The organism is Bacteroidales bacterium, assembly GCA_013141385.1.
In the GTDB taxonomy this organism is placed as follows: domain Bacteria; phylum Bacteroidota; class Bacteroidia; order Bacteroidales; family Tenuifilaceae; genus UBA8529.
This window is the reverse complement of record JABFRB010000019.1, coordinates 208,671-223,192: the sequence shown is the minus strand read 5'-3', so window position 1 is coordinate 223,192 and position 14,522 is coordinate 208,671. Positions and strand designations below refer to the sequence as shown.

Here is a 14,522-nt window from a genome sequence, read left to right as displayed (position 1 = left end):
GTTATTTTATTGGTAGGACGGATTAAGAGTAAAAATAGTTACAACCCTTCCTGTTTTTTCCTCATTGGGGTTGAGAAAGCAATTAAACTTGATTCAAAGCTTAGTTTCTCAATACTCCCGTTCTTATCTTTTTTTGCATTCAAATGAACATCTTTTCCCATTAATTTCCCGAATGATTGAATACCATATTGTAGGATTTCAAAAATACCAATTTCTCTTATGCCGGATTTATTCGTTACGTTATCTGCGTAGCCATTTTTATCAATCACTGAAAAACTATTGTGTCTGGGATAAGATGCGGCTAATCCCATAATCTCTTCATTTTGAGTCGCTTCTTCTACAACAATTTTTTTAGAATTAATACTCAATAGTTTCGCGGGAATTGGCTCTTCTTTTCTAGTTGTTTGTGTACCAATATTTGTGACTAGTTTATTGGATTTGATATGGATTTTTGGTGTTTTTTTGGTCAGAACAGAATCAAGAGATTTTACAAGTGATAATTGGTTATTTAATAGTAATTCTTTTTTTGGATTGATTAATATCGGATTAATAGAAGCAATAATATTATTATTTTGGGGTTTGTGCGAAGAATTCGTGTTAACTAGGATTTTTCCAATAGTATAAATACTTAATAATAGCCCAATAGAAGCCGCAATTCCTATTGATCTTTTTAGTGTTGAATAACGGATAGGAATTATTGAGGTTCTTTTTAACCTAGTTTTATTTGGAAATACAATTGAATGAGAGGGTTGAATGATAGTTTTTTGGTATAGCAATAAATCAAAATTTCTTGTGTGATCTTTTTTTACCATTGCATCCAAACGCACTTTTTCCTTGTCTGATATTTCTCCTTCTATGGAAGCGATGTATAGATATTCGGATTCGTTCTCAATACCATTCCTTGAGAACGATTTTTTTTTGAGATTTGCTTTATTTGGATAAGAAATAGTCTCGTCTGTCAGAACAACATCCTCTAATCCATCGAATTGATTCTTTAGTTCAGGGTTTTGTTCTAAGAAAACAATGAGTTCCCCCGCTAACGATGGATTCAGTGTACCATCGAGATAGTCAATAAGAAACACTTCATAATTGTACCTATTTATTTTCATTGTGTTTCTAAATAATATTTTCGATGCTTACAAGGTAGTTCTTCAAAAATAGCCGGGCTCTAAAAATATATACCTTAACTTGAGATTCGTTGAGCCCTGTAATTTCTCCAATCTCTTCGTATGAATAGCCTTCGTAATCCCGAAGAAGCAATACCGATTTTTGAATATCTGGAAGTCGCTCAGCGGCTTTATTTAAAACTTCACCAATATCACTATACTGATCAATAGTAGATGTATTGGATAATTGAATGAATTCAAAATCGGTTCTTGTTCTTTCTTTTCGGATTACATCAATTGATGTATGATATGTTGTTGTAAAAAGGTAAGATTTTACCTTTTCGTAAGAAACGTCGGAATGCTTTGTCCAAAGTTTTTCATAAGCATCCTGAACGATATCTTTAGCCTTTTCCTGATCTTTTATAGTTTTCAGGGCAAAGCGATAGATGCCATCGGCATACAAGTCAACACATTTATTATATTCCTCTACTGTCATTAAAAGTCTGCGGTTTCGAAAATAAGACGATTCCGATTTAAGAAAGTTACAATGATAAAAGAAATCTTTTTTATTCTATAAAGATTCACCTGTAAATAACGTGAGTTCGATGTGAACTGCCATCCTGAGCGGAGCGAAGGATCTAATTGCCTAGAAAATAGATGCTTCACTTCGTTCTGCATGACAAAGTAACAATCTATTGCTGTGCTGAAAATCAATATTTTATGCTTACATCGAACTCACGTTAAATAGAAAAATAGCGATGAGTAAAAAGAAAATATAATTATTTGGAATGTAAAATGATAAATTCAATACTAGTTCTGCGAGATAAATTTATCAATAATTTGAAGCATTCCATCTATTTTAATGGGTTTTGCCATAAAACTATCGAAACCACAGTCAATTGCAATTTGATTATTGTCATTGTTTGGGTAGGCGGTTTGGCAAACAACAGGTAGGTGATTGTTGTGAAGTTTAATAAGTTTAGTGGCCTCATAACCATCCATTTCGGGCATTACGACATCCATTAATACAATATTAATATCAGGATTATTCCTTACGAGCTCAACTGCCTCAATGCCTGTTTTTGCCCAAATTACTTCTGCCGAGGTGTGTTTAATTGCCGCTTTTAGATATACATAGTTTGAATCGATATCATCAGCAACCAGAATTTTTTTATTTTTCCAATTATAAGTTTGTTTTTTCTCCTCTTTTTGTTCTGGTTCAAATTTAAAACGGACAGGGATATATGGGATCGTAAAAAAGAAAGTAGAGCCTGACTCAGGAATACTTGTCAACCATATTTTCCCCCCTAACTTCTCAACCATATGTTTTGATATGGCTAGCCCAAGACCCATACCTCCAAATCTTCTTGTATTTGAATCATCCGCTTGCCGGAAAGGGTTAAAAATGTATTTTTGCTTTTCGGGTTCAATTCCGATACCGGTATCAATAATATAGAACATTAACGTTCTTTCATCTTTAAAGGTATATCCAAATTCAATAAAACCGTTTTCAGTGAATTTAGTGGCATTGGAGATTAGGTTATTTAAAACCTGCTTAAGTCGAAGGGGATCCGTAAGTATAGTAAAATCCTCAGAACGTATTTCTTTCTTAAAGTTAAGTTTAACGTATTTTCCTTTTTTATCTTCATTTAAATAGGTCTCTTGAAGCTCTGTCATCAATTTATTAACACAACATTCCCCTTTTTTAATTGCAAGTTGACCTGTCTCAATCTCTGAAATTTCAATAAGGTTTTCAATTAACTTTAAAAGATCGTTAGAGTTTTTATAAAGAACGTCCGAAAGATTTTTCTTTTCAGTTATTGACAGATCCGAATCTGTAAGCAAAGAAGAAAAGCCGATAATAGCATTTAATGGAGTTCTTATTTCGTGTGATAAATTGGAGAGAAACGCAGTTTTTAGTTTGTCAGATTCTTCTGCTTTTATTTTGGAGAGAAGCAGTTCTCTTTCATTCTCTTTTCTGCTAGTGATATCTTCCATACTTGCTATACCGTGGGACACTTCACTTCTTCGGTTAAATATGGGAGCAAATGAAGCGAGAACCCAAAAATGTTCTCCTTTTTTGTTTTGCAGTTGAATCTCTCCTTTCCACACATTACCATTTTTTACGCATTCAATAGCGGTAAACAGATTTTTTCCCGAACTGTATTCAACCTTCATTTCAAGAAGGTTTTTATGTATAGAATCTGTTAAGGAATGACCCGTTAGAAAGGTGAAAGAGGGATTGATAAATTCTATATTCCCCAATGGATTGGTTATAACAATGCTTACGGGCGAATTTTTAATGGCTTTTGATAGGACATACAGAAAATGTTCGGTTATTTTTTTCTTAGTAATATCAATTGAAACTCCACCAATCTTCCAATTATTATCAAGTCCATGAAACCTAAACTTATGAGTAACAAAAGTCTTATCGTGACCCTCTTTATCCGTTAATGTTTCTTCGAACTCAATTTTTCCATGTTGTAAAACTTTTTCGTCTTCCAACGAAATTCTGTTACCCCATTCAGGATTGAGTTCTTTACTTATATTTTTACCAATAAACTTATCAAATCCAAATACATTTGTTAAATACTTGTTTTGATATAGAAGGACTCCCGAATAATCTTTAATAAAAACACCAATAGGCATATTATCCATAAAAGCAGAGAATTGTTCCTCTGTCTTTCTAAGCGTGTTTTCTACTTCAAATTTTTCTGTTATATCCTTAAAATCTTCAATAATCCCAAGTAATTCCCCATTACTGCCCCAAAAAGGAACGGCTGAGTGTTGGCATCTGATTTTTTTCCCCCCTTTTTTAAATCGAACCTCCTCGGTTTCAACAGTCTTTTCACCTTCACGGATACGATCAAGTGGACAATTTGTTGTATGACAGAAAACTCCGGGAAAAATATCGTAACATTTTTCTCCTTCAATAGATTCTCTGGTTGTGCCGGATATCCTACAAAAGGACTCATTTACTCTTATAATATCATAGTTTGTATTAATAATCCTCAACCCATTTGCCGTAGAATTAAATATTTGATGAAGTTCAATATTGGTATTTAAAACCTCCTTTGTACGATCGGCAACCTCGCGTTCAAAAGTTTCCTCTATGTTAAAAAAACGAGCAATTAATCGATTAAAAAAAAGTCTAATTAATATATATGAGAGGGCAATAATTAGTAAAGAAAGTAAAACTGAACGGGTTAAAAGGTTGTAAAAAGGAGCTTCAATATTTGTAACATCAACGGCAATAATTATATATCCTGCGTTTTTATTATTGGACAAGATTAAATCCCCCGCATTAATCAGAGCATAGTATTTATTATCACACCTAGTCGTAACTCTTTTCCCTATTATAACTTTGTTAAGTTTTTGGTTGTCAAGAATTATATTCTCTTTATTTAAAGAAATAATTGCCCAGCCATTATAGTAAACCGTTGAATTATTCCTATTTAAAATCGTATTTGCTAATTCGGGTTTAAGAACGGTTAAGACCTTAAAGCCCTTTTTGTTTTCTAGTGCTTTAACATCTTCTTGATCTCCAATGCCCATTTCAATAAATCCAGCGCTACCATTATTGACAGGAACGGAAACTATCCGATTAAGCCCCTCAGAGTTAATAAAAAATCGAGAAGATATAGAATCAATGTTTGTTGGGCTTTCGTAAGAATTATAGAATAATCCTATTTCATGCTTGGGATTAGAACCAAAAATCAGACTTCCATCAGAAGAATAAGCGCAGATGCGGTGGCATAATTTGTAATCCTCTTGTTTAATTAGGGATTCTAGTGAGCGGAAAAAAGAAATTGAGTCTTTATCAATAATGGATTTAACAATTTCCTGAGACGAACCTAAACTACTATAGTGATTGAAGGAACTTAAGTAAAACTGGTTTAAATCATACCTTAACTCATTCGTCTTAAGATCGATGATTTGATTTTTAAGACGCAGATTGAATGAAATTGATTGATAGTTGTATAAAACAGAAAATCCAGTTATAATTAAGACAAGCGTAATTATAATTCTTCTTCTGATATACTTTTCTTTAATAATTGCCTTTGATCTCAAAACGTTTTTATGCTTTCTAGATATAGTTCAAAAGTAAAATTAATTATTTGATGGAGAAACGTTAGGTATCACATTATTTTTCTATAAACAATTTAGAATCTTAAGGAAAAAATAAAGATTTCAATTTGTTACTCTTTGATTATCAAAATATTTGTGGGGATAAAATTCTTATCATAGATCATAAAAACATATACTCCAGGACTAAAATTTCTTGTTAAGATCGTAATGTGATTACTTAAAGGATAGTTGTTTTTTAGAACGATATTTCCCAATGTGTTAACAATAACCACTTGTCTTATTAGCTGGTCGGATTCTATATTAACGATGTCTGCTGCCGGATTCGGGAAGATCTTAATTTGTTTTTTTGAGTTTACAGGAATATCATCTGAAATTATATTAAGATCAATAACAAGTGGATTGATAACGTCAAGGAACCCAGATGTACTGAGAAAACCAATTCCTTGAATAGAGTATGATAGATTTTTCTCGTAACCAATACTTGAGAATGATGCTACACCAAGCGAATTTGTTGTTGTTGGCTCATAGCCATTAAGAGTTACCGCGATGTTTTGAATAGGAGTGTTTTGAGACTTCACATTAAATATTATCCCAAAGGTCTTTTGAAATAGAGTATCTTTTATTTGTGAAATTATTCCATCAACAATAAAGTTCTTGTTAATTGAATGATATCCTTCACGATTCACATTATAGTTGAAGACACCTTTAGGTAATTGAAACGTTCCATTACCCAGTATGTCTGTTTTAAAACGTCCATAAAGTACGTTATTGTAATAAAAATCAACATCATTATTGTTTAATAGAATTTTATCTTTAGGACCGTCTCCTACAAAAGTGAAATCAAGAGAGTAAAACGAGGATACATCATCAAGATATACTTCTTCATTAGCTGCACCAATTATTGATAACCAATAGTTTAAAGGAAGGTAATTTGGTTTTGAGATAGTGATAGAATAATTTCCTGAGAAGAAATTTCCAAAAGCATTTCCCATACTATTTGTTGTAAGTGTTGTGTCTTTAAAGGTTATTAAGGCACCATCGATCTTATTACCTAGAATATCTGAAACAATAAATGAGATTGGGTACTTTATAGGGCTAAGAGAAATATCAAGATTAACATTTGTAATATCAATTACTAATTGTTGATTATAAGGAGAATAGTTGTTGGAATTTAACAGTAAAGTGTAAGTGCCTGATAAAATATTTAATACTGCTTGTCCTGAGGCATTAGTAAATGCAGAATCAGTTCCAATAATAACTTTTACTCCAGGAATACCACTTAAAGTTTTTTTGTCAAAAGCATGTACACTAATTGTATATAGTTTTTCAATATTTGCTATTACTGTAGCACTCGTTTCCGATTCACTAATGTTTTTATATAAAGGTTTGTATCCCGGAACATTAACGGATATACTTAAATCACCACTTGCGATGGTAAAGTAAGCGTAACCATTATTATCTGTAGCTTTGATTACACCACCAATATTTACGCTAGCATTTGCTATTGGGGTAGAATTACTTTGAACTTTTATTGTAAGAGTCTTGAATATTACTGCACCAGTTGATTTTACTATTGCCTTCCAGCCACTAAAAGTTGTGTTATCGTCTGATTGAAATTGAAATGTAAGCGCACCATCTGTATTACCCGATTGAATAATCCCTGGGGTGTTTGTGCTACAATAAGATCCTAAAATGGGGCTGGATGTTGTTAATCCATCGTAAACGGTTAGCTTATCCCATTTACAATTATCACCCTCAACAGTAAATGATAAAAACTGTGCATTAACATAAGTTCCTGAATATTTTGGTTTAAAGGTTAATGTGTGATTTTCATTATTGCTATAATTCAGAAGTGCTCCGCCTGAATCATAAAAAAGCATGGTGTCTACCGCTATCGTATTGGTTGACATGCTAATGCTAGAAGAACTCGCTATTGCATCGGTTGTGAATGACCAAGTACTGCAAGCAGAATTGTTTATACCTACTAAGTTTCCAGGGAGAATTTTCCAATAGTATGTTTTGCTTTTTTCAGGCTTAAAATCGAATTCTGGTTTTTCTACTCTCCCCGCATATGTTAAATTCGAAGGTGATAAACCCATATAAACATCATAAAAAGTTCCATATTGTGTGGGTGACCATGTTAAAATACCCGATTGAACGGATTGCTCCCCATCTAAGGGAGTGGGTGATGATACACAGTTTGGTATTTGTGGCTCAACGCATTCAACAGTTGCAATCCAGCCTGTGGAAACATTACTATCATCTGATTTAAACCGAATGGTTAGAGATCTCCCAGAGGAAATTATTTCACAAGGAGATGTTGCTCCTGAAAAAGGACTGCCCGTAATCTCCCGACTAGTCAAATTGGGTCCATCAAAAATGGAAAGAAAATCGTAATTCAATTCAGTAGAGAACGCCAGAAACTTTACTTTAAGAAAACAGTTCTCTTTTTGAGCAGTAAAAGTGATTGTTTTGTCTTCAAGGTTTTTATAGTTTCCGTTTTTTCCACCAGTATCATAAAAATAGGTATAGCAGGTTTTAAGGGTGTCATTGGAAATCTTAACACTGTCTTTTGCAGAAATTTTAATGATTTTTTCAAATGATTTGGATAATCCAGATGGATGTAATACAGTAATATTTAAAGTGATTGGAAGAGAAAGTTCCGTTTGAAGAATTGGATTTACAGCCACCCTAAAAGGTACAGAAGAAAAAGAATAGGCATCAAGCGAAAATGGCTCTGTTAGAATATTGCTTAAGGTTAAAATATTTTTTATACTGTCGGGAATGATTGCTTGAAAAGAAAGATCTTTTGCAAGAGCATGTCCCTTGTTAGTAACCCGAATCAATGCTTTAGCCGTTTCCCCAATGTTAAGTAAACTATCATTGTTTCCGCCAGCAGAAGAATCATCTATTGTTATATCACCAAACGATAAAATTGGAGAATTCAATAGTATCCTAAGTTTAGATGTCCAAATACCTTGATTGCTATATATGTTTAGAGTAAAAATTGCAATATATTGATCTGGAACATTTTCGTTTACCTTAAATGAAAATGCTGCAGGAATATCTAAAATATTAAGACCTTCATTATGAGAAATATTTGCAACATCAATTGAATCATTACCATTAATAGAAATATGATCATCTGTACCCAATATTTTTATTTTAACAGATGTTGCATCATCTACACCAATGTTTTTAATTTTAAGGTTTGTACTAAAAGTTTCATTATAATCCGCCTTCTTATTATTATTCGAAAGATGATCGTCAATTGAATAAGAATCTAAAAGAAGAAATGGTCCTGTTGGTGATATTGCATGAATTGTGTCGATTTGTGGAATTGTTTGCGGGCGTGTAATCACTACAATAAGATCTCCCGTGGAGGAGATCGGGGTGATTGGAATACTAACATCACCCGTTTTACTGACAAAAGAAGTTCCTATAAGTTGATTGTTCATTGAAATAGCGATATAAGAATTTTCTAGTGCATTTACTGAGAAAGCGTTTTCACCAACAGTTATGGTTGAGTTGTGAAAAACTTGATTGGGTTCTGCTTCCGTAAAATAGGGCATTATAGAAGGATCTCCTAAAATATTATAGGCCTGCCAGTAATATAGTGCCGATGATCCAGTGTTTGGGTAACCTTGAATATTAACTTCTGTAACAGCAAGATTCCCTGCAAATAGCATTGCACCAGTGGTTACATAACTACTTACAAAGGTTGCATCGTACATACCTGTGGTTGTTTCCTGAGATGTTGGTACGTAACCATTGTTTTCCCCAACCATGGGAAATGCTCCCACAGCCCAATAAAAATCTTCAAGCCAAAATGTATTTGGACAGGAGCCAATATAGGTAACAGCCCCCTTGTTTTGTGCTCGAATCCATGCTTCTCCTAAACATTCTGTGGTGCCAAAATTTCCAGAAAGACAACAGTTTCCAATTGCCAGTGGATATTTATTGGTATTTGAAAATCCGCTAATTGTAACGTTTGAAAGATTTGGTTCAACCCATGACGTTTCACTCCCGTGTGCAGTATAGTTGATGAATCCTACAGAAATCTTACTAGCATCATAGCATCCTGAATACGATGAACTTGCGATAGGATTATTAGGATCTGTCGTTACTCCAAATTCATTCACAGTATTAAAACCATGACCAGAGTTAAAATAGTTTGCTGTTGCATACTTAATTTGAGGCTGCCCAACCTTGAAATTCCACGAATCATCTACTCCAGCAATAAGGGTAACATTATTCAGGTATCGTGGATCCTCAAACTGGTACTTCTCATAGTAAATAACCTTATTAATGATATTAGCAAGTTGCGATGGTGTTGTTGCTGACAAACGGCCATAATACATATCAGGAAACATATCACCGTCAACACTTGCATAGTAAAGATCTGTTGCGTAGGAAGTAGATGAGCCTGTTGCGGACGCAGGAACCTGTTGAACATCACCCACGATAACTAAAAATGTTGGTGCTGGGCTTTCTGGTGTAGCAGAATTATACTCCTGTTGAATATATAACTTAATTTGATCCGCTGAATTACCAATTATATCTGTATATACTGTTTTGACATCGAATCCTTTAAGTTTCTTCCATTCAATAAAAGGTTGAAGTGTTTGTTCAAAAGCCCTATCGCTAACTATTAGCATTTTTACAGGATACTTGGTGAGATCTGGGTGGTTGATATATGTACTTGTTGATGATTCCAACAAAGACCTGTAAACAACATCAAAGTAAGGAGAGTATGTTTTTGCTTTAAAAACGTCATCTACTGATTGACTATTAATATCTGCAAAAGAGATATCAACACTAATATCATTATAAACCTTAATTAAGCCATTACCTGGATTATAATCTATAGGAGAAATGGTTAAACGAGCAATGGTTGCTGATCTGAGATCTCCTAAAATTTCAATTGTAGCGATCGGCGAATTCGAAAAAGAGGTTTTAGAATAAACATCTTTTCTTATCTCAAATTTTGTCTTAGTCGGGTCTTGATCTTTTCGAACGGATGGTTGATTTGGGTACAATGAACCTGAAATTCCTTTGTCTTTAAGATTAATCAGTTCTTCGGAATAGGACAATACCTTTAAAACAGGTTTACTACCTTTAGGAATTCTGATAAGTTTCTTATAAGCAGGTAGTTTTGGTGTTCCTAGTTCACCCATTGGATAAGATCCCTTAATCCAGATATCTGTATATGAATTACCATCGTTTTCATTGATTGTTTTACTAAGAAGGTTATCATGATTAAATGTTAACTTTATGCCACTATTACTTTTAGAAATAGAGCTAGTTGCATTATGTCTCTTCGCTAAAGAAATTTCTTTAACCTGAGCAAACGTAAGATTACTTAATGCCACAAAAAAAATCGAATACAAAAAGACTCTCATAATTCTTTCTTTAATGACCGTAAATGTATAATTTTATTAAACGAATTGTCAACCCATTTTGTTTTGTGAAAACCTAATGGAAAATTTGTTAATTGAATCGGTAATATTAAGGCGATTTAAGCAAAAATTGAAAAAACATCAAAAAATTCATTCATATATTTGCCTAATATAGTTATTACTGATTTATGAGAGTTGTTATTCAACGGGTAAATGAAGCCTCTGTTTCAATAAATGGTTGTGTTAAGGGATGTATTAAAAAAGGATTACTTTTACTTATAGGTATAGAGCAATCCGATACGAATGAAGATGTGGTTTGGCTGAGCGGAAAAATTGCTAAACTTAGAATATTCGATGATAATCAAGGGATAATGAACCTTTCTGTTCAGGAAATTAGTGGCGAAATCCTTGTTGTAAGCCAATTTACCCTTCATGCCAAAACAAAAAAAGGAAATCGCCCTTCATATGTTCAAGCAGCACCTCCCGAAATAGCGATCCCTCTTTATAATAATTTTGTGAAGCAAATTGAGCAAGAAGTTGGAAAAACAATTTCTACTGGTGAATTTGGTGCAAGGATGATTGTATCTCTAGTGAACGATGGCCCGGTGACAATAATAATTGATTCAAAAAATAGAGAGTAATGAATGATTTAACTATTCGGGAAGCACAACAAATGGTTGATGACTGGATAAAAAAACATGGTGTTAGATATTTTAACGAGCTCACCAATATGGCGATATTGACCGAAGAAGTGGGCGAAGTTGCTCGAATAATTTCAAGGCAGTATGGTGAGCAATCATTCAAGGCAGGAGAAGATTCCTCGAAACTTGGAGAGGAACTTGCTGATGTTCTTTTTGTTTTAATTTGTCTTGCAAACCAAACGGGAATAAATCTTACCGATGCTTTAAACAAAAGTCTCGAAAAAAAAACAAACAGAGACTCTTCAAGACATAATAATAATCCAAAACTTTTTTAAAGAACATCTCTTTAATTTCATTTTTTGAACAGACAACCAGTTTTCTAATTATCGACATTCCAAATGAATCTTATTTATTCTTTTTTTCGAAAACATGAGTATTCCCAAAAGAAAAATTCACTTCTAAAAAAGAGTATTCCCAAAGAAATTCCTTAATTTAATGAAAAAGACCATTTTATTCCCTTCAAAATAGTAAAATTATAAGGTTTAATACTAATTTTGTTAATCAAAGTAGCAGTTTTTTCGACCTCAAAATTGATAGTGAAAATATTATTACAGAATTGTTTCGTTAATATTGTTCGATATTCCTTGGGGAAACAGATTGAGCAACTTGGTGAAATAAAAAATAGAAGGAATTGATAATATGATCAGACTTTTAATAACGAATTATAATTAGGAGGATATATATGGAAAACAATGAAATGAATGCATTGGGTATGATTGAAACCAAAGGTTTTGCAGCTATGGTTGAAGCCTCAGATGCTATGGTCAAAGCGGCAAAGGTCGAATTAATAGGATATGAAAAAATTGGTGGTGGATATGTAACCGCTATTGTTCGAGGAGATGTTGCATCAGTAAGAGCAGCCGTAGATGCAGGAGTAAAAGCAGCCGAAAAGGTTGGTGAGGTTGTGTCTACACACATTATTCCAAGACCACATGCTAATGTAGATAGTGCGCTTCCGCTAGGTGGTAAAATTGTTAAAAAGGGAAAATAACTAAATAAAGAATACAATTATGGTCGATTTAAGAACATACGTTTTTTTAGATTCGTTGCAATTGCAAATGGCTTCATATCTGTCAACCGTATCCAAAGGTTATCTTCCTGTTGGAGGACAAGCTTGTTGCATTATTGAGATTGCTCCTGGTATCGAAATTAATACGTTAACAGATATTGCCTTAAAGGCAACTAATGTTACACCCGGAATGCAGATTGTTGAACGGGCATATGGAATGCTTGAAATCCATTCTGACAGTCAAGGTGACATAAGAATGGCTGGTGAAGCTGTAATGAAAGCAATTGAAAAAAAGGAAGAAGATAGAATTAGACCAAGAGTTCTCACTAGTCAACTTATTAAAAATGTTGAAGATCACCATGCTCAATTAATCAATAGGACGAGGATGGGCATGATGCTTTTAAGAGGTGACACACTATTTGTACTAGAAGTAGAACCTGCCGGGTATGCTTATTTTGCTGCAAACGAGGCTGAAAAATCCGCTCGTATTAATATAATCGATGTAATGGGTTTTGGAAAATTCGGAAGGGTTTATATTGGAGGTTCTGAGGCTGAGGTCTTGGAGGCAAAAAAAATCGTTGAAAAGCGATTAGCTGAAATTACAGGTAGAGAAGAATATTAGAAAAAAACAAAGTTTAACTAAAAATAATCAATAAGGAGAAAAATTATGAGCGATAATAGTTCAGAAGCATTAGGAATGATTGAAACAAAAGGTTTTGCCGCTATGGTTGAGGCTTCAGATGCAATGGTAAAAGCCGCAAAGGTTGAATTAATTGGCTACGAAAAAATTGGTGGTGGTTATGTAACCGCTATTGTTCGTGGTGATGTTGCTTCTGTTAGAGCAGCCGTTGATGCAGGCGTTAAAGCAGCCGAAAAGGTTGGTGAAATTGTTTCCACACATATTATTCCTAGACCTCATGGAAACGTTGACTCTGCTTTACCTCTTGGAAGAAATCAGGTTAGTAAAAAATAGGCAGTGTTTGTCTCATTTAATTAGAATAGTTTGAATTGAATAGGTTTCTAGTTGATGAATTAGGCACAATATATTTCGTTTTTAAAAAAATATAACATGATATTAGCCAGGGTAGTTGGTACTGTTGTTTCAAGTCATAAGTCAGAAAAAATCGAAGGAATAAAATTCCTGCTGCTTGAGAAAATCGACCCTATAACCATGAAAGGCAAAGGAGATTTTGTTGTTTCAATGGACAGCGTTGGTGCTGGAACAGGGGAGGTTGTTTTTTATGTATCCGGTAGTAGTGCTCGATTTACTAACGTAACCGAAGGTAGACCAACAGATTCTGCTGTTATTGCAATTGTTGATTTTATTGAGAAGGACGGTGTTTATACTTTTCAGAAAAACAGTTAAAAATGATACTAGGAAAAGTTGTTGGAACGGTTGTTTGTAATAAAAAAAACGATAGCATTTCTGGAGCGCGATATTTATTAATTGATAAGTGTAATCAGCAATGCGTTACGAAAGGAGATTACCTTGTCGCCCTAGATTTGGTTAGCGCTGGAAACGGAGAAATGGTTATAATTTCGGAAAGTTCCTCTGCTAGAGAAACTGAAGATACTTTTAACAAACCCGTTGATGCCTTGATTGTTGGTATCGTTGATTTGATAGATGAAAATGAAACGATAGTTTATAAGAAGTGAGGAATAAATGGATTTAACAGTATTAGGCGCATTAGAGTTTAGTAGTATTGCTATCGGTATTTTGGCTTTGGACGAGATGGTTAAAATTGCGCCGATCAAGATTATTGAGGCTAGAACAATTTGCCCAGGGAAATATCTGATTGTTTTTAGTGGAGATGTGGCTTCTGTTGAGTATTCATTTAACAAAGGCTATGAAACAGGTAAAAATAGTGTTATTGATAGTTTGTTCCTTCCAATGATTCATCAGGATGTTATCCCTGCCATTGGAAATATTGTTAAAACAGAAAACTGGGAAGCCATTGGGATTATTGAAACACTTTCAGTGGTTTCCAGTATTGAAGCAGCTGATATTGCTGCGAAGGTTGGAGGTGTAAAGATTATTGAAGTAAGACTTGCTATAGGATTTGGTGGCAAATCCTATGTGAAAGTAATGGGCTCTCTTGATGCGGTTCAAGCAGCCATGGAAGCGGGAACTGCTAAAGCAAAAGCCAACGGGCAACTTTGTATGGAAACGCTCATTCCACAGCCTCATATTGAAATAAAACCATTTTTTATGTAATAA

Annotated in this window: 12 protein-coding genes; 8 read left to right on the top strand and 4 right to left on the bottom strand. The window is 33.9% G+C overall.

All coding sequences use genetic code 11. The features are described 5' to 3' along the window. Positions 1 to 38: 38 nt before the first annotated feature. The 4 genes from HOO91_11845 to HOO91_11830 all read right to left on the bottom strand — a co-directional run bounded on the left by HOO91_11845 (position 39) and on the right by HOO91_11830 (position 10,597). Positions 39 to 1,109: a hypothetical protein gene (locus HOO91_11845; GenBank protein NOU18237.1), complete on the bottom strand. Its 1,071-nt coding sequence runs from the start codon at positions 1,107 to 1,109 to the stop codon at positions 39 to 41. A gap of 7 nt (positions 1,110 to 1,116) precedes the next feature. Next, the gene (locus HOO91_11840) at positions 1,117 to 1,602 is read right to left on the bottom strand and encodes an RNA polymerase sigma factor (GenBank protein NOU18236.1); all 486 of its coding nucleotides are present in this window, start codon (positions 1,600 to 1,602) and stop codon (positions 1,117 to 1,119) included. A 314-nt stretch (positions 1,603 to 1,916) separates the two neighbouring features. After that, entirely contained in the window at positions 1,917 to 5,177 is a 3,261-nt protein-coding gene (locus HOO91_11835) for a PAS domain S-box protein (GenBank protein ID NOU18235.1), read from the bottom strand. A gap of 128 nt (positions 5,178 to 5,305) precedes the next feature. Further along, on the bottom strand, positions 5,306 to 10,597 hold the full coding sequence (locus HOO91_11830) for a T9SS type A sorting domain-containing protein (protein ID NOU18234.1): 5,292 nt from the start codon (positions 10,595 to 10,597) through the stop codon (positions 5,306 to 5,308). Between the two features lie 185 nt (positions 10,598 to 10,782). Between HOO91_11830 and HOO91_11825 the strand changes: the two genes are divergently transcribed. The 8 genes from HOO91_11825 to HOO91_11790 all read left to right on the top strand — a co-directional run bounded on the left by HOO91_11825 (position 10,783) and on the right by HOO91_11790 (position 14,519). After that, positions 10,783 to 11,235 carry a D-tyrosyl-tRNA(Tyr) deacylase gene (locus HOO91_11825; GenBank protein NOU18233.1) on the top strand — a complete coding sequence of 151 codons (453 nt, stop codon included), beginning with the start codon at positions 10,783 to 10,785 and terminating at the stop codon, positions 11,233 to 11,235. Continuing rightward, the gene (locus tag HOO91_11820) at positions 11,235 to 11,570 is read left to right on the top strand and encodes a nucleotide pyrophosphohydrolase (GenBank protein ID NOU18232.1); all 336 of its coding nucleotides are present in this window, start codon (positions 11,235 to 11,237) and stop codon (positions 11,568 to 11,570) included. The genes HOO91_11825 and HOO91_11820 overlap by 1 nt, the downstream gene beginning before the upstream one ends. Before the next feature lie 407 nt (positions 11,571 to 11,977). After that, the gene (locus HOO91_11815) at positions 11,978 to 12,286 is read left to right on the top strand and encodes a BMC domain-containing protein (GenBank protein NOU18231.1); all 309 of its coding nucleotides are present in this window, start codon (positions 11,978 to 11,980) and stop codon (positions 12,284 to 12,286) included. A gap of 16 nt (positions 12,287 to 12,302) precedes the next feature. Continuing rightward, a complete protein-coding gene (locus tag HOO91_11810) occupies positions 12,303 to 12,926 on the top strand; it encodes a hypothetical protein (GenBank protein ID NOU18230.1) in 624 nt (207 codons plus the stop codon). Positions 12,927 to 12,971: 45 nt separating this feature from the next. Next, positions 12,972 to 13,277, top strand: a complete 306-nt coding sequence (locus HOO91_11805; protein NOU18229.1) for a BMC domain-containing protein — start codon at positions 12,972 to 12,974, stop codon at positions 13,275 to 13,277. A gap of 96 nt (positions 13,278 to 13,373) precedes the next feature. Then, on the top strand, positions 13,374 to 13,670 hold the full coding sequence (locus HOO91_11800) for a EutN/CcmL family microcompartment protein (protein ID NOU18228.1): 297 nt from the start codon (positions 13,374 to 13,376) through the stop codon (positions 13,668 to 13,670). A gap of 2 nt (positions 13,671 to 13,672) precedes the next feature. Continuing rightward, the gene (locus HOO91_11795; GenBank protein NOU18227.1) at positions 13,673 to 13,960 is read left to right on the top strand and encodes a EutN/CcmL family microcompartment protein; all 288 of its coding nucleotides are present in this window, start codon (positions 13,673 to 13,675) and stop codon (positions 13,958 to 13,960) included. Positions 13,961 to 13,967: 7 nt separating this feature from the next. Then, the gene (locus tag HOO91_11790) at positions 13,968 to 14,519 is read left to right on the top strand and encodes a BMC domain-containing protein (GenBank protein ID NOU18226.1); all 552 of its coding nucleotides are present in this window, start codon (positions 13,968 to 13,970) and stop codon (positions 14,517 to 14,519) included. Positions 14,520 to 14,522 lie beyond the last annotated feature (3 nt).

Excerpts from the sequence above, each read along its gene's own strand:
- HOO91_11845 (NOU18237.1), bottom strand. The coding sequence starts at position 1,109 with ATGAAAATAAATAGGTACAATTATGAAGTGTTTCTTATTGACTATCTC.
- HOO91_11840 (NOU18236.1), bottom strand. The coding sequence starts at position 1,602 with ATGACAGTAGAGGAATATAATAAATGTGTTGACTTGTATGCCGATGGC.
- HOO91_11830 (NOU18234.1), bottom strand. The coding sequence starts at position 10,597 with ATGAGAGTCTTTTTGTATTCGATTTTTTTTGTGGCATTAAGTAATCTT.
- HOO91_11825 (NOU18233.1), top strand. The coding sequence starts at position 10,783 with ATGAGAGTTGTTATTCAACGGGTAAATGAAGCCTCTGTTTCAATAAAT.
- HOO91_11820 (NOU18232.1), top strand. The coding sequence starts at position 11,235 with ATGAATGATTTAACTATTCGGGAAGCACAACAAATGGTTGATGACTGG.
- HOO91_11815 (NOU18231.1), top strand. The coding sequence starts at position 11,978 with ATGGAAAACAATGAAATGAATGCATTGGGTATGATTGAAACCAAAGGT.
- HOO91_11805 (NOU18229.1), top strand. The coding sequence starts at position 12,972 with ATGAGCGATAATAGTTCAGAAGCATTAGGAATGATTGAAACAAAAGGT.
- HOO91_11800 (NOU18228.1), top strand. The coding sequence starts at position 13,374 with ATGATATTAGCCAGGGTAGTTGGTACTGTTGTTTCAAGTCATAAGTCA.
- HOO91_11795 (NOU18227.1), top strand. The coding sequence starts at position 13,673 with ATGATACTAGGAAAAGTTGTTGGAACGGTTGTTTGTAATAAAAAAAAC.
- HOO91_11790 (NOU18226.1), top strand. The coding sequence starts at position 13,968 with ATGGATTTAACAGTATTAGGCGCATTAGAGTTTAGTAGTATTGCTATC.